This window comes from Streptomyces sp. NBC_01306 (genome assembly GCF_026340465.1).
Taxonomy (GTDB): domain Bacteria; phylum Actinomycetota; class Actinomycetes; order Streptomycetales; family Streptomycetaceae; genus Streptomyces.
Map to the genome: position 1 here is coordinate 506,285 of NZ_JAPEPC010000002.1, position 15,194 is coordinate 521,478.

A 15,194-nucleotide genomic window follows, 5' to 3' on the forward strand; every position below is an offset into this window, starting at 1 on the left:
GCCGGGGCCGGGCTGTTGACGGTTCTCCTCCTCTCAGGCCACCCCGACTCTCTTACCCCGTACGCCACCGGGTTCCTCCCGGGAGGTACGCGAGCGCACCACCAGTTGTGCCACACCGGTGACGGCGAGGTTGGGCAGCAGCGCCACGAGTCCCGGGTCCATTGTCCCGAGATCCACGTCGCCGAAGGTCAGCCAGGTGAGGACCGCCACCCCGGTGAGGATGCCGAGCAGTACGGGGATCGCGTCCAGGCGCACCTTCCTGGCCAGGCCCATGACGATGGCAGGGGCCAGCTGGCTGAGTCCGCCGAAGGTGAGCAGCAGGAGGTTGGCGAGGAGGTCGGGACGGGACAGCCCGAGACAGAGCGCCAGGGCTGCGGCGACGACCGCGCACACATGGTTCGTGCGCAGCTGGGTGCGCTCGCTGCGGGCGCTGAGGACATTGCGCGACAGCAGGCTGGAGATGCCCACGATGATGGCGGCGGACGGCACCATGGCCGCCGATGCCGCGGCCACCGCGACCACACCGACCAGCCAGCCGGGCAGGGTCTGGCCGGCGAGGGTCAGTGCCACCGCGTTTCCTGGCGAGTCGGGCGACACCATGAGGATGCCGGCGAAGCCGACGATGACCGGGATGCCGAGGGCTATCTGGTAGAGGGGCAGCCAGATGGCGTTGGAGCGCAGCGCCCGGCCGCTTCGGGCCGCGAGGACCGGAGGCCACAGATGGGCCATGGTTCCCAGGCCGCCGCCGATGCCGGAGATGATGACGGCGCTGACGAAGAATGTTGCGTCATAGCCCTTCTGGTGGAGCGTCAGGAGGTCCGGGTGAGTGTCCCGTACGGTCTCGAAGAGGCCTCCGATGCCGCCCTTCGCCGAGATCGCGACCCCGATGAACAGGACGAGGAGCCCGACGACCATCAGAGCGTCCTTGAGGTAGGCGACGCGGGCGACACCGCGGATTCCGGACCACAGGACGAAGCCGACGGTGAGGACGGTCGCCAGGATCATGCTGAGGTTGCCGCCCGTGCGGCTGCCCGTCGCCAGTTGGACGATCAGGCCGAGGCCGGTGATCTGCAACTGGAGGTAGGGCAGCAGGAACACGGCCCCGACGATGGCGACGACCCGGCCCAGGAGCGGGCTGCGGTAGCGCTCGGCGAAGAAGTCCGCCTGCGTCAGATAGCCGTGCTCTGCTCCGAGTTGGCGCATGCGCGGAGCGGTGAAGTACTGCAGGACGAAGTTGATGGCGAGATAGCACAAGGCGTACGAGGCCGCGACCCCGCCGCCGAAGGCCAGGCCGGCCAGACCAAGGAAGCTGAAGGTGGTGAAGGACTCGCCCGCCTGCAGGAACCACGTGGTGAAGGTGGAGAACTTCCGTTCGCCGACGGTCCATTCACCGAGCGGACCATTGGCCGGGCGGTGTCTGCCGATCCCGACCACGGCGATGGCCAGCATGCCGATCGTGGCGATGACACTGGTGCTGTTCATGCCGTGGTCTCCGTCTCGGGGGTGTCCTCGCGTGCCTCGGCCGGCAGGGCGAAGCGGTCGGTGAGCGCGAGCCCGGCCGTCGTCCCGGCCGTCCACAACAGGCACCAGGCCAGTACGGAGGGGACGCCGAGCCACAGATGGGGGCCGTTCACGAAGGGCAGGAACGGGGTGCTGAGGAACGCCATTACGGGCACGACGGCCCAGATCACATGCAGTTTTCTCATCGGGGCTCCCGGGGGGCGACAGCTTCAGGCAGGGGGAAGTACCGGTCGCCGGCGCCCGTGCCGGGTCGCGGCCTCGAACGCGGCACCGACTTCGAGCACGGCAGCTTCGGCGCGCGGCGGGCCCACGATCTGCAGGCCGACGGGGAGTCCGGCGTCGGTGAAGCCGGCGGGCACCGAAAGGGCGGGTGCGCCCAGAACGGAGAGGAAGTACGCGGAGCGCATCCAGTCGAGATAGCTGTGCTGCGGCTGCCCGTCGATCCCGGTGGGGTACTCGTCATCGACGGGGAACGGCGAGACCTGGCTGACGGGCGCGAGCAGCACGTCGTACCGCTCGAAGAAGCCGGTCGCGGCGAGATGGATACGGGTGCGCTCGGCGGTGGCACGTTCGAGATCCGCGACGGTGAGGCGCCGTCCCTCCTCGATGTTCCGGATGAGGCTGGGCTTGAGCGCGTCGCGCCGTTCGTCGAGGAACGTTCCGAACCCGAGGCTGAACGCCTGGGCACGTAGGGTCCGGAAGACGTGTTCGGCGCCATCGAGGTCCGGGCAGTCCTCTTCGACGCGGCACCCCAGCTCCTCGAAGATCGCCGCCTGCCGGGCCAGTACGTCGGACACGTCCCGGTCGACGGGTACCCGCCCGCCGAGGTCGGGCGCCCAGGCGACTCGCAGTCCCTTCAGGTCCCCGCGTGTCAGAGGGGCGCGGAAGGTGTGGCCGGGCGAGTCCAGCGAGAGGGGGCAGCGGGGGTCGGGGCCCGCCATCACGGACAGGAGCAGGGCGGTGTCCGCGACCGTGCGGCCCATGGGGCCCGCGACCGCGAGGGTGTCCCACACGTCGCCGGACGGATGGGACGGCACCCGGCCCGGGGTGGGCCGCAGTCCGACGACGTTGCAGAAGGAAGCGGGGTTGCGCAGCGAGCCGCCCATGTCGCTGCCGTCGGCCAGCGGATGCAGCCCGGCGGCGAGCGCGGCCGCGGCGCCGCCGCTGCTGCCACCGGCCGAACGCCCGGTGTCGTACGGATTGCGGGTCGCGCCGAAGACGGGGTTGAACGTGTGCGAACCCGCCGCGAACTCCGGCACATTGGTCTTGCCGATACGGATGGCGCCCGCTGCCTCGATCCGCTGGACCAGGAGCTCGTCCTCGTCCGGCACATGGTCGGCGAAGAGCGGCGAACCGTGGGTGGTGCGCATTCCGCGTGTCAGGTGGGTGTCCTTGAACGCGATCGGCAGCCCGTGCAAGGGGCCGGTGGCCTCGCCCCGCGCCATCCGTTCGTCGGCCGCGGCTGCCGCGCGGAGTGCGCCTTCCTCGTCCAGGGTGACGATGGCGTTGACAGCGGGGTTGATCCGCGCGATCCGGTCGAGGTGGGCCCGGACGACCTCACGGGCGGAGAGGTCGCGGCTGCGCAGACGCTCTGCGAGTTCCGTGGCGTCGAGCATGCAGAGGCCATCGGCCGTGTCTTCGATCATGCGGCACACACTGAGGGCCGCTGACCAGATACGTCAACACCCATGCGTGAGTGAATTTTTCAGACGCGAATATTCTGCGCCTGGAGATTATGGTCAGAACTTGGGAGCTGCGAGTCGGGCGAGGCCTCAGACGCGGTGACGCAGGAGCGGTGTGGTCGTCCCGCTCCGCTTGAGGGCCTCCACCACCAGATGGGACTGGACTGCCTGCACCCTCCGCACCCATGGCTCCGCGGTCAGGAATTCGTGCAGCGCGGCCTTCGAAGGCTGCGTGACATCGACGAGCAGCTGGTACTCGCCCATGACCACGGCCGCGTACCGCACGAGCGGCGATGCGACGAGCAACTGCCCGACGGCCTCCACCTCATCGGGGCGCGTCTTGATCCACAGCAGTGCCTCGACCGGAAGTCCGAGCAGTGCGGGCTCCACACAGGCCCTGATGCTGACGAGCCCGTCGCGGGTCAGCGACTCAACGCGCCGCCGGGCCGTTGCCAGCGAGACTCCCGCGACCGCGGCCAGTTCCTCGTGCGTACACCGCCCGTCCTCGGCCAGCGCCCGCAGGATCGCCCGCTCCTCCGGGCCCACATCGGAGTCCGGCAGACCGACACCGTCCGCGACCGGAGACCGGCCGCCGAGCGCCGCGATCTCGTCCTCGTCCAGGATGTCCGGCTGCCACTCGTGCACCGTGCGGAAGTACCGCAGGACCGGCGAGACGTTCTGGGAGAGGAGTCCGGGCAGTGCGGGCACCTCGTCGAGCATCAGATGCGCCAACTGGCCCGGCGAACACTGCAGTTCGGCCACACAGTCGACCGCCCCCGCCAGCACATAGCTGAAGATCGCGTCGTCACGCCCGGCCGCCGCCGCTGCCGCGTCCCGTACCGCCCCAGGCCGGCAGTTCATCCGCAGGATCACGGTCTCCCCCCGCACCACAAGACCCGTGACGGCCACCCGCCCGCTCTCCAGGAGCCGCAGGCCGCGCCGCGCCACCTTCCGCTCCGGCTCCCCGAGCGCGGAGGCGATCCGCCGCCAGGACGCCCGCCCGTCGATCTGGAGCGCGGCGGCGATACGGCGGTCGAGGGCGTCGAGTTGCTCCACGGGCGAGGTCACATCTGTCGGAGGCTTCACCACTCGACCCTATGCGGTCCGTCTGCGGGGCTCAGCCGGCGTGGCTCGCACGGGCGAGGGACGACACGGACCGGGACGCGTCCACCGTGCCGACTCCTGTGGCCGTGCCGACTCCGGTGGCCGTGTCCTGGCCGTCGGCGTCGGTGCAGCCGGGAATCCGAGCAGGCCAGACCCCTCAACGGGCTGTCAACAAACTGTTAGCGTGGCCGGATTCCGATACCCCTCATGTTCCGAGGCTCTCGATGATTCATCTCTCGCGGAGGCAGTTCGCCGCTTCGTCACTCGTACCACTGGGGGCCGCCCTGCTGCCGGCGGCGCCCGCACATGCCCAGGAGACAGCGCCCCAGGAGACAGCGCCGGAGGCGTCACACCACGGTTCAGGAGACTCGTTCCGGGACGGGCTCTCCGACGTACTCGATCTGCACGGCCTTCCCGAGGCGGCCGAGCCGCCGGGCGACAATCCACTCAACGTCTTCGCCGACCTCGGGGCCTGGCACGCCTACGGACTGCCCTCCGCCGCGGACCACGCGTACTTCGGAGGCTTCAGCGGGCCCCTGTACGTGGCGGAGGAGTACCCCTGGTACCTGAGCCGCGCCTTCAGCCGGTTCGGACTCGTCGACGAGCGGTCGGCCCGTGCCGTCGACCTGTCGGGCGACCGGGCGCCCCGCCTGGAGGCCCGGCCGGGCGTCCTGACGCAGGCGTACGTCACGGACGGTCTGTGCGTGACCGTGGAGCTGCGGTACGCCACCAACCGGAGCGCCCTGGTCCGGGCGACGGTCCAGAACCGGGGAAACAGCGTCCGCGAGCTGCGCGCCCACTGGACGGGCTCGCTGCTGCGCCACACCAGCGAGCCGGTTCGCAGCGCGCCGCGACTGCAGGCGACCGATGACGGCGTCGCGGTCCGGTTCGCCGAGGTCCGCTCGTTCAAGGACTTCCTGACCACCGCGCAGACCCGGTTCGAAGTGGCGCACGCCGGGTCCGTACGCACGACCGTCCACGGCGACGAGTACCGCACCACCGCGCACCGGCCGACGAGGCTGGCCCCGGGTGCGACGGCCACGTTCACCTGGACCGAGTCGTACACGTTCACCGACGCCGAGCGCCGCACAAACCACCCGGCCGTCCGAGAGGCCCTGGCGCACCCGGACCGGGTCGCGGACCGTGCGGACCGCCGTTGGCAGCGCTACCTGACCCGCTCGTTCGACGGAGTGGCCCCCGACCGCTGCCGTACCGCGGCAAAGGCCGTACAGACACTGGTGACCAACTGGCGCAGCCCGGCCGGTGCACTGCGCAAGGACGGAATCACTCCCTCCCTCACCAACACGTCGTTCGCCGGGGGCTTCTGGGCCTGGGACTCGTGGAAGGAAGCCGCCGCGACGGCCATCTTCGATCCTCAACTGGCCGTCTCCACCATTGAGTCGATGTTCGACCACCAGATCCAGGCGGACTCCCCGGACCGTCCGCAGGACGCCGGGATGGTGCCGGACGCGCTGTTCTACAACGACATTCGCCAGGGCGGCCTGAACTGGAACGAACGCAACTCCAAGCCGCCGCTGGCCGCCTGGGCGGTGTGGCAGGTGTACGAGCGGGGCGGCGGCCGGGCGTTCCTGCACCGGATGTACCCGAAGCTCAGGTCGTACCACGCGTGGTGGTACCGCGACCGGGACCACGATCACAACGGCCTGGCCGAGTACGGCGCCACGGTGGATCCGGCCAACGACAGCACCGCGCAGCGGAGGCTGGCGGCCGCCTGGGAGAGCGGGATGGACAACGCTCCGAGGTTCGACGACACACAGGTACGCACCAACACCGACCGGGCGGGCCGCACCGTCGGCTACTCGCTGGCCCAGCAGTCGGTCGATCTCAACTGTTTCCTGTACGCGGAGAAACGCTTCCTCGCACGGATGGCCACCGAGCTCGGCTGGCCGGACGAGGCGAAGGACCTGAACCATGAGGCGGACGCCCTGCGGGACCGGATCAGGGCCCACACCTACGACCCGGCCACCGGATACTTCTACGACTGCGGACCGGACAGCAGCGGACCGCTCACGGCAGCCGGCAAGGGCATCGAAGGCGCTGTACCGCTGTGGACCGGCGTCGCGTCCGCGCGCGAGGCCGCCGGTGCCCGTGCCGCACTCACCGACCCCGCGCAGTTCGGCACCTTCATGCCGCTGCCGACGGTCGCGCGCAACAACCCGAAGTTCGACCCGACCGGATACTGGCGCGGTCTCGTCTGGCTTGACCAGGCGTATTTCGCCATCCGCGGCCTGTCCGACTACGGCTACGACCGGGACGCCCGGGCCATCGGCGAACAGCTCCTCCAGCACGCGGACGGCCTGCTCGGCGACGGGCCCATCCACGAGAACTACCATCCGCTGACCGGCGCGGGAAAGAACTCCGCGAACTTCTCCTGGTCGGCTGCGGTCGTTCTGGAAATGCTGCGCAAGCACCCCTCCGCCGCACCTCTCCCCCGCTTGCGGGACGGCGGGCAGAGGGCTTGAGTGGAAGGTGGTTCCCCATCATCCGGAGCTGAGATGTCGATGCCGATGTGAAGGACGACTCGCTCCACTGCACCACCCGCAGCAGGACCGGCGGGGACGATGCCACGACCACCGGCCGCACCCTGTCGGGCGGGCGCTGGAGCGTACGAGCAGTCCGCACCTCCATCGCGAGGAGAGAGTGATGGCACACCACAAGTCGAACCGCGAAGTCGAAGGCGACCCGGAGACCGGGCACGGACGCGGTATGCCCCGCCGCCCGGACGACAAGGAACTCGAACAGCGCGTGGAGGAGGACCGCGGCGACGTGGGGCTGCCGCCGGAACCGGACGCCGGAGCCGAGTAGGGAACGACGGAGGACGGGAACGCGCCGCGTACGGGCATGAGTACGCGGCGCGTTCCGATGTGCCGTTCCGACGTGCCGTTCCGACGTCCCGTTCCGACGCGCTGGTGTACGGATCAGGATATGCGGATCAGGATGTGAGTGCCACGACGGCTTCGTCGGTGTAGACGAGGAAGGTCAGCGTCTGCCGGAAGTACAGCTCGATCTCGTTCGTGTCATGCGCGGTGTAGCCGATCGAGAGGTCCTCGCTGAGACGCAGCTCGAAGTCACCGCCGCGGGTGGAGACAAGGAAGGCACCGTCGAGCGCGGGCGCCCAGATGGGCGGCGCGTCCAGGAGCCGGCCCAGATGTGCCGCGATGGGGTACCCGTGGTCGGACGTCTCGCTCACCTCGGTGTACGCGTCGGCGCCCAGCAGCAGTGAGTACGGGCCGGCGACTCCGGCGAGGCGCAGCGTCGTCAGAGCCCGGCTGACGGTGTCCGGGTACTCACGTACCTCTGCCGGCAGGCTCAGCACCGGATTGGAGGTCCGCTCACGGAGCCCGCTGATACCCGCTGCCGCGTACCCCTCGAAGACGGCCCTGTCCTCAGCGAACGCCATGGAACGCGCCGCGTCCTTGACGGGCTGCCAGTCGGAGTCCTGCGCGCCGCGCTCGACGTCGTCCACCGCTTCGCGGGTGACCTTGAAGGGGACGTGGAGTTCGACCAGGGGCTGCACCTGGCGCAGCCGTGCGGTGACGCCGGCCGCCGGGGCTTCGATCGCGGTGAGATGGCCGGTGCCGACGGCGGCGAGCGCGGGATCGTCGGGTCCGGTCACGTCCACGACGCGGCGGCCACCGACGTTGCGCTGAAATGTGCGGCGGGCCTCGTCCTCGATCTGCGCCCAGGCCTGGGCGGTGATCGGGGCGAGTTCACGGTGCAGGTTGTTCATACCGGTGGACACGGGCATAACGATCAGACTCCTTTGAGGCTGCCGATACCGAGAGAACCTTCGGTCATCGTGGCGCCCGCGGGTGGGTCCGGCGGATTGTCGAGGAAGTCGGCGTTCGGGACGTGGAAGAGGCAGCCGGTGACTGCGGTGGAGAAGTCGAGGATCCGGTCATGGATGCCCGGCCGGTCTCCGAGGAACATATTGCGCAGCATCTGCTCGGTAACCTCGGGAGTGCGCGCATAGCCGATGAAGTAGGTGCCGAATTCGCTCTGTCCGATGCGGCCGAACGGCATGTTGTCCCGCACGATCTTCCGCTCGTTGCCGTCCTCGTCCGTGACGGTGTTGAGGGCGACATGGGAGTCCGCGGGCTTGACCTCGTCGGACAACTCCACGTTGTTCAGCTTTGTGCGGCCGATGATCATTTCCTGCTCGTTCGTGGGCAGCGCATTCCAGGCCGCGAGATCGTGCACGTATTTCTGCACGACGACGTAACTCCCGCCCGCGAAATCACGGTCCTCCTCGCCGATGAACACGGAGTCGGCCGCGAGCGCGCCCTCCGGGTTCTCGCTGCCGTCGACGAAGCCGAGGAGGTCACGCTCGTCGAAGGACTTGAACCCATGCACCTCGTCCACCACGGTGACCGCTCCTCGGAGGCGTTCGCCGATCAGCCGGGCCAGCTCAAAACAGAGGTCCATACGGCGGGCCCGCAGATGGAAGATGAGATCGCCGGGCGTGGACGGAGCACAGTGGCGGGCGCCCGCCAACGGCACGAAGGGATGCAGTTCGCGCGGTCGCGGCCCGTCGAAGAGCCGGTCCCACGCGGCGGAACCGATGCCGACGACGCAGGTGAGCCTGGCGTCCGGAGCGCGGAAACCCACCGATCGCTTCAACCCGGCCACATCGGGGAGCAGGTCTCGGACAACGGACTCTCCGCCGGGCACGATGGTGCAGACGAGGAACAAGGCAGATTCGGCCGGCGGGGCGATCACGGACTGCGACTCGGCCACGGAGCCTGCCTCCTAGCTGTTGTGCTACGGCAAATACACCCCGCAAGCGATATCAGGGGGCACTGGGGATACTAGCTTCCAGCCGAAATCCGCGCCGTGGATCCCCGTTCATCACCGCTTGTGCAACGTGTTGCGCCGGAAGCACGGGCGGGCCACCGCTCCTATGCGGCCACCCGCCCGCTTTCGGTACGGAGCTGCCGTGGCCCTCAGGACTGCGGCCGCCGTCCGTGGTTAGCGGCGTGCTTGCGGCGAGCCTTCTTCTTCCGTCGTCGCTTCGATGACATGGGCCACCTCCCGCGTTTGGCTGACCATTCCACGTTTCCACACGCCGGAGAGCGGCGCGATTCGACGTGCTGTCGCGCAGCGGAGCACCTCGCATTGATGACACGACTCCGAATAACTGGCAAACAAGTCAATGAAGCTGACCACATCAAGACAGAGTCGAAGCCTGTCGGCGACCCTGGCGGCTCGGGGTGAACGGGAATCGGGGCGGGACGGCTCGGCGTGGCCGGGTCTACCGCGCGTAGGGGTCGGTGATCTCGCGGAGTTGATCCAGGATCTGGTGCAGCAACGTGAAGTTGCGCGTGCCCAGGTAGGTCTTCCACTCCGAGAGGATCTCGTCGAGTGTCGCTGAGGCCACCTCGACCGCCCGCCGGCCGCGTTCCTCGATCACGATCAACCGGGCGCGGCCGTCCCTTGGGTCGGGGACCCGGCGGACATAGCCCAGGCGTTCCAGTTGATCGACCAGCACACCGGCGCTCTGCTTGCTCATTTGCGCCTGGTCAGCGAGGTCCGTGAGGCGCGAACCGTCCGGGGCGATGCGTTGGAACACCCGGCACTGGGCGAGGGTCCAGTCGTCGAACCCGGCATCCTGCAGGGCCCGGAACATCCGGTCCTCGGTGTACCGGTACGGGATGAACAATGACGTCCCTAGATCAACCCGCTGCTCGTCGTCCATACCGCTCTCGGCTCCGTCGCCCACCTGATCCCGCGAGGTTCACACCCTACGTCAATGCCGCCGGGCCGGATCGCCGTCGGCCCCGGCCGTGATGGCGCGCGTGCGGCTCCGATCGCGCCGGGTTCCGCACAGCGCCGTCCGCCCCTCGGCGACCTCATGCCGGCCGCTGTTGCCGTCGGCGCTGCCGTATGAGTACAACCGAGCCCCCGCACTGACCGTGGTGCCGATCGCCCGCAACAAAACGGATGAACAGGGTTCTCCCCGAGGCCCTGCGGCTCTCCCAGCTCCTCACACGCCCGTTCACCGGTGCAGCGGGTGGACCTCCGTCGCCGCGACGCGACCGCCGATCTCGATCCAGCCTCCATCGGAGAGACGGGCCAGGATCTCGGAGCCCCGGCCCTGGCTGATCCGCAGATCCCGGCCCAACTCGCCTGCCAGCACCATCGCCGCAGCGCCGGTCGCCTCGTCCTCGGCTATGGCGTCACCCCGCCGGGGAAAACCACGCGCACGGATCGTGCCCGCGGCTTCGTCCACCCATGCCCACGCGTACAACCAGCCGTCGCCCGCGGGCGGCGTCGGCAGGGCATCGACAGCCTCGGCCGACGGGTACCTCCGTGTGCGCTTGCCCGACACCCACTCCGCCCGGCCACGGATCCAGGTGAACTCGCCCTCGGTCCAGGTGGCAACGTCACCTGCCACCGTCCGCAGCACATCGGCCGACAGGCCGTGTTGCCGCAGCAGCCACGCCGTTCCGATCAGCGGATAGCCGGCGAAGGGCAGCCGCACGCTGGGTGTGTAGATGTCGACCTCCCCCCGAGCGGTGTCGTCCACGAAAACGGTCTCGGAGAATCCGAGCCGCCGAGCGGTCTCCTGACGTTCTGCCGTACCGGGCACGGCAGTTCCGTCACACACCACGCCCAGCGGGTTGCCCCCGGTCCCGTCCGGACGTACGAACACGTTCACCATCTCAAGATCGGTCATGCAGGAACTAAAGCACGTGTCCAACTGCCCCTCATTGACCAGCCGCTGTCGTCACCAGGTCCAGAGGTGGCGCCTGCGGTCACGGTCGCCGAGCCCGAACCCTCCTGGCGACGACTGCTTGTAAAGACTTCTTTCTAAAGATATCTTTACATCATGCCTGACCAAGATCCGCTCAGCTCCGTCCGACTGACAGATCCACGCGCGCTGCGTGCGTATGCGCACCCGACGCGCATGGCGCTCGTGGGGCTGCTGCGCAGGGACGGTCCGCAGACCGCCACGCAGGCCGCCGGTGCCATCGGCGAGAGCGTCGCCAGCTGCTCGTTCCACCTGCGCCAGCTCGCCAAGTACGGGCTGGTGGAAGAGGCAGGTGGAGGTCGCGGCCGGGAGAAGCCGTGGCGGGCAACCGCAATGTTCACCAGCTGGGACACGGCCCCCGCGGATCCCGCGGCCGCCTCTGCCGCAGAGGGGCTTCAGCTGGCCATGGCCGAGCGGTACTTCGAGCTCTCGGCGCGCTGGGTCCAGGCCAGAGCGCAGGAGCGGGCCGAGTGGCAGGAGGCTGCCCGGTTCGGCGACTACCAGCTGCGTCTGACGGCGGCAGAACTGGCCGAGCTGAACGACAAGATCCAGGATCTGGTGCAGCCCTACCTGGAGGACCCCGGCGGCGCCCGCCGGCACGCACCGGACGTACGGCCGGTCGCACTGTTGCACCTGGCCTTCCCGACTGACACCGCGGACCAGGACCCTGCGACGGAAGCCGGTTCGTGAGCGCCCCCGGCGCCCACGAACCGATCGAGCGCGCGACCGCTCCGCCGACCCGGGCGGGACTCGGGCGATGGGTCCCCGACCTGCTGCGGGAGAAGGCTTTCCGCGGCTACTGGACCGGGCAGGCCATATCCCTGTTCGGGGACCAGCTTTCCTCGATCGCGATCCCGCTGGTCGGCGTCATCGCGGTGCACGCCGACGCCGCACAGATGGGCTGCCTGGCGGCGGCATCGTGGCTGCCCCACCTGTTCTTCGCCCTGCACGCCGGCGTGTGGGCGGACCGTCGGGCCCATCGGCGCCGGGTCATGATCGCTGCGGACCTCGGACGCGCCGCGCTGATGGCCACCATCCCGCTCGCCTACGTCCTGCACTCACTGACGCTCGTCCACCTCTACGTCGTGGCGTTCGCCGCCGGCACCCTCGCGGTCCTCTTCGACGTCTGCGACTCCCCGCTGTTCAACGCCCTTGTCCCCGCGCGCCGGTATGTCGAAGGCAACGCCCTGACCCATGGCAACCGAGCGATGTCCCAGGTGGCCGGGCCGAGTATCGGGGGCATCCTGGTGCAGGTGCTCTCCGCGCCGCTGGCCCTCCTGGGCGACGCGCTGTCCTTCGTCGGCTCGGCCCTGTTCCTCTCCCGTATCGACCCGGTTGAGCCGCCCGCGGAGCACAAGGCCCACGGACAGCTCGCGGAAGGAGGACGCTTCATCGCCCGCTCGCCCGTCATACGGGCAGCGCTGGGAGCCACGGCCACGGTCAACCTGTTCACCTTCATGGTCTCCGCCCTGTTCGTGCTGTACGCCACCACCACCCTGCGGCTGAGTCCTGGCCTGCTCGGCGGGGTACTGGGGGCCGGAGCCGTCGGCGGACTTCTGGGCGCCGGGTGCGCCGGAGGCATCGTCAAGCGGATCGGCCTGGGCCGCACCTTCCTCCTGGGGTGCATCGCCTTCCCCGCCCCGATGCTGCTGATTCCTGCGGCGCACGGCCCGACCCCTCTGGTCATCGGGTTCCTTCTCGCAGCCGAATTCGGCTCCGGAGTCGGCGTCATGTGGCTCGACGTCGCCATCGGCTCGATCCTCGCGGCCTGCGTGCCCGACACACTGCGCTCGCGCGTCTTCGGGGCCTACCGGACCGTCAACTATGGTGCTCGCCCGCTGGGTTCGCTCGCCGGGGGAGCACTCGCCGGCGCCATCGGCCTGCGCCCCACCCTGTGGATCGCCGTCGGCGGCGCCCTGACCTCGTTCCTGTGGCTGCTGCCCTCACCCGTACCCGGCCTGCGCGACCTGCCGGCCTCCGAGCAGAGCACCCCCGAGGCCCTGCCGATCCCATCCAAATGATCAGCTACTGGCCGGCCTTCCCGGGACGCAGCGTCCACGGCACCGGTTCCGTGTTGGTCAGCCACTCGTCGGCGATCAGGCGGCCGACAATGAGGGCACGGAGGGCGCGTGGCTGTTTCTTCCAGCCCAGCCCCTTGCACAGTTGCTTGAACGACGGGCCATGGCCGTGGTCCTCGCGGAACGCCGCAGCGAACGCAGCGGCACGCGGACCACGGCCCTGCTGCGTCTTCTCCCACTCGGCGTAGGCGGTGCGCACGTCCTCTGCGCACTGGACGGGAACGGCCTTCCGCATGAACGCCTCCGCCACCCGCGCCGTGGAGAACTTGCAGAGAGGGCAGTGCTCGACGTTCTCGACGTGTCGACGCAGCGCCGCACTCGCCTTGGCCTTCCATTCCTCCCAACTCAGCTGCTCAACAGGTGACTTGTCGACAGGCCGGGAAGGCAGCTGATCGTCGCGTTCCCGATACCGCCCCGACAAGTGCCGTACGGCCTCGGACAGCCGGTACCGGTCGCCCTCCACCTCGGAGAGGAAGTTCTTGGCCAGCAGCTCCGGCAGGGCCGCGTGGCACTGCCCGGGGAGGCCGGCGGGAAGAGTGCCGGTGCGGTCGGACCTGCTGTGCGCGGCCAGGAACAGTGCCGCCAGCCGGGCCGGGGAGGAAGCCTTCTTGACCGGCTTGGCGGCCAGGGTGCGGGTGGTCCAGCCCGAAACCCGGGAACGCTGCAACTTGCCGAAGAGCAGGCTGCGGTCGGGCCTGGGTTCTCCTGAGAGTTCGGGCACGGTGACGGAGACGGGTGTGGAGGGATCCCCTGCCAGCAGGTCGCCCTGCGGCTGCCACCCGAGGCCGGACAGCGCAAGGAGAGCGCCCTCGGCGTCGCCCAGGCGCAGCGAACGCAGGTCGACTCCCGTCAGGTTGCCGGAGCCGTCCCGGGCGGCGCGGATGGCGATCACCGCGGCGAGCAGCTGCGCGTCCGAGGATCCGTCCAGCGGAAGTGATCCCACAAAGGTCAGCAGGGCGCGGGCCGCTTCCCCCTGACCAGGTGTCAGCAGGTAGGGCTGTGGGGCGCTCTTCACTGTCGGCGTGGCCACGGCAGGGGAAGGGGCGGGCAGAGTGTTCGGCACACCACTTACAACGTACGAGGACCACAGAAGTCACCGCCGACGCAGCTGCCCGCGTCGGGGAGTTCACCGCCTGTCGTTCACGTCGGCCCGGCGCCCTGCGGCCCTGCCCGCCACACAGGACAGGGCAGGGCCGCAGGCACCGGCCCACACACGGTCGGGCCGTGTTACGCGTAGAGCTTCGCCCAGGTGTGGGCTCCCACCTCGCCGTCCACGGTGAGGCCGTGCGCGCCCTGGAACTTCTTGACGGCGGCGAGTGTCTGCGTTCCGAAATCGCCGTCCACGCCGCTCCACGGCAGATAGCGCCAGTTGGCGAGCAGACACTGGGCCTGGGAGACGTGCGATCCGTGGTTGCCGTACACGGTCAGTGCCCTGCCGCTGTAGTACGCACACGCCGCATGCGGTGACATACCACCCGATGGTGCGGCCGTGGCGCTGTGCGCGGTGGCCGCACCGGTGAACGTGAGCAGCGCCGCGGCCGCGACAGCGACCGCCGTGCGCCTGATTCGAGTCATGGTCCGTACTCCTGTCTGCGGCCGGGGGGCGCCCCCCGGCGCCCCCCGGCGCTGGGAACCCTCAGCAGTCGGGAACGCCTGCGATCTTGCGTCCGCCCTGCAGGAAGACGTTGCTGACCCAGGCGTCGTCACTGCCTGTCGTCAGCGTGACCTTGCTCCACCATGTGTTGGTCCCGCCGCTGGGGTCGGCAACCGGCGTCGTGTTCTTGTTGGTCTGGCACCAGTCGGTGAGGTGGATGTGCGAGACGGTGGCGAGAACGGTCGCGCTGGTACGCGGTGCCTCGCGCAGGTGGACGCTGGTGGCGTAGACGTAGACCGTCTTCGACGCCAGCTGCGCGTCGGCCGCCTGGGCGCTGGGCGCCACGAACAGCGCTCCCGCTGTGAGTGTGACGGCTCCCGCCGCTATCAGTGCACGTCGGTACAGCATGGTGTGAACCCCCGTAGAACTGAGTGGAACTGAGT

15 protein-coding genes are annotated in these 15,194 nt (G+C 69.4%); 4 read left to right on the forward strand and 11 right to left on the reverse strand.

The window, feature by feature from the left end; all coding sequences use genetic code 11:
• Window positions 1-33: 33 nt before the first annotated feature.
• The 4 genes from OG385_RS35390 to OG385_RS35405 form a co-directional block, all read right to left on the reverse strand.
• The gene (locus OG385_RS35390; RefSeq protein WP_266862076.1) at window positions 34-1,482 is read right to left on the reverse strand and encodes a sodium:solute symporter; all 1,449 of its coding nucleotides are present in this window, start codon (window positions 1,480-1,482) and stop codon (window positions 34-36) included.
• Complete coding sequence (locus tag OG385_RS35395) at window positions 1,479-1,706, reverse strand: hypothetical protein (RefSeq protein WP_266862078.1); 228 nt, start codon at window positions 1,704-1,706, stop codon at window positions 1,479-1,481. The genes OG385_RS35390 and OG385_RS35395 overlap by 4 nt, the downstream gene beginning before the upstream one ends.
• A gap of 24 nt (window positions 1,707-1,730) precedes the next feature.
• Window positions 1,731-3,167, reverse strand: coding sequence for an amidase (locus OG385_RS35400; RefSeq protein ID WP_266862080.1), 1,437 nt, complete (start codon window positions 3,165-3,167; stop codon window positions 1,731-1,733).
• 126 nt (window positions 3,168-3,293) lie between these two features.
• Window positions 3,294-4,289 (reverse strand): Lrp/AsnC family transcriptional regulator, encoded by a 996-nt coding sequence (locus tag OG385_RS35405; protein WP_266862082.1) that lies wholly within the window; start codon window positions 4,287-4,289, stop codon window positions 3,294-3,296.
• Between the two features lie 242 nt (window positions 4,290-4,531).
• On the opposite strand from OG385_RS35405, the gene OG385_RS35410 reads away from it, so the two are divergent.
• Both OG385_RS35410 and OG385_RS35415 read left to right on the forward strand, forming a co-directional pair.
• Complete coding sequence (locus OG385_RS35410) at window positions 4,532-6,790, forward strand: trehalase family glycosidase (protein WP_266862084.1); 2,259 nt, start codon at window positions 4,532-4,534, stop codon at window positions 6,788-6,790.
• A gap of 181 nt (window positions 6,791-6,971) precedes the next feature.
• Entirely contained in the window at window positions 6,972-7,133 is a 162-nt protein-coding gene (locus OG385_RS35415) for a hypothetical protein (protein ID WP_266862085.1), read from the forward strand.
• A 127-nt stretch (window positions 7,134-7,260) separates the two neighbouring features.
• On the opposite strand, the gene OG385_RS35420 is transcribed toward OG385_RS35415, so the two are convergent.
• From OG385_RS35420 to OG385_RS35435, 4 genes are all read right to left on the reverse strand, one after another.
• Window positions 7,261-8,058 carry a family 1 encapsulin nanocompartment shell protein gene (locus OG385_RS35420; protein WP_266862192.1) on the reverse strand — a complete coding sequence of 266 codons (798 nt, stop codon included), beginning with the start codon at window positions 8,056-8,058 and terminating at the stop codon, window positions 7,261-7,263.
• Between the two features lie 23 nt (window positions 8,059-8,081).
• Window positions 8,082-9,065, reverse strand: coding sequence for a Dyp-type peroxidase (locus OG385_RS35425; RefSeq protein ID WP_266862086.1), 984 nt, complete (start codon window positions 9,063-9,065; stop codon window positions 8,082-8,084).
• A 514-nt stretch (window positions 9,066-9,579) separates the two neighbouring features.
• Window positions 9,580-10,023, reverse strand: a complete 444-nt coding sequence (locus tag OG385_RS35430) for a MarR family winged helix-turn-helix transcriptional regulator (RefSeq protein ID WP_266862088.1) — start codon at window positions 10,021-10,023, stop codon at window positions 9,580-9,582.
• Window positions 10,024-10,323: 300 nt separating this feature from the next.
• A complete protein-coding gene (locus OG385_RS35435; protein WP_266862090.1) occupies window positions 10,324-11,004 on the reverse strand; it encodes a PhzF family phenazine biosynthesis protein in 681 nt (226 codons plus the stop codon).
• A gap of 153 nt (window positions 11,005-11,157) precedes the next feature.
• Between OG385_RS35435 and OG385_RS35440 the strand changes: the two genes are divergently transcribed.
• Window positions 11,158-11,769 (forward strand): helix-turn-helix domain-containing protein, encoded by a 612-nt coding sequence (locus tag OG385_RS35440; protein ID WP_266862091.1) that lies wholly within the window; start codon window positions 11,158-11,160, stop codon window positions 11,767-11,769.
• A complete protein-coding gene (locus tag OG385_RS35445) occupies window positions 11,766-13,100 on the forward strand; it encodes an MFS transporter (protein WP_323183964.1) in 1,335 nt (444 codons plus the stop codon). The genes OG385_RS35440 and OG385_RS35445 overlap by 4 nt, the downstream gene beginning before the upstream one ends.
• Window positions 13,101-13,104: 4 nt before the next feature.
• On the opposite strand, the gene OG385_RS35450 is transcribed toward OG385_RS35445, so the two are convergent.
• The 3 genes from OG385_RS35450 to OG385_RS35460 all read right to left on the reverse strand — a co-directional run bounded on the left by OG385_RS35450 (window position 13,105) and on the right by OG385_RS35460 (window position 15,159).
• Window positions 13,105-14,220 (reverse strand): hypothetical protein, encoded by a 1,116-nt coding sequence (locus OG385_RS35450; protein ID WP_266862093.1) that lies wholly within the window; start codon window positions 14,218-14,220, stop codon window positions 13,105-13,107.
• Window positions 14,221-14,384: 164 nt separating this feature from the next.
• On the reverse strand, window positions 14,385-14,732 hold the full coding sequence (locus OG385_RS35455) for a peptidoglycan-binding protein (RefSeq protein ID WP_266862095.1): 348 nt from the start codon (window positions 14,730-14,732) through the stop codon (window positions 14,385-14,387).
• A 61-nt stretch (window positions 14,733-14,793) separates the two neighbouring features.
• Window positions 14,794-15,159 (reverse strand): peptidase M23, encoded by a 366-nt coding sequence (locus OG385_RS35460; RefSeq protein WP_266862096.1) that lies wholly within the window; start codon window positions 15,157-15,159, stop codon window positions 14,794-14,796.
• Window positions 15,160-15,194 lie beyond the last annotated feature (35 nt).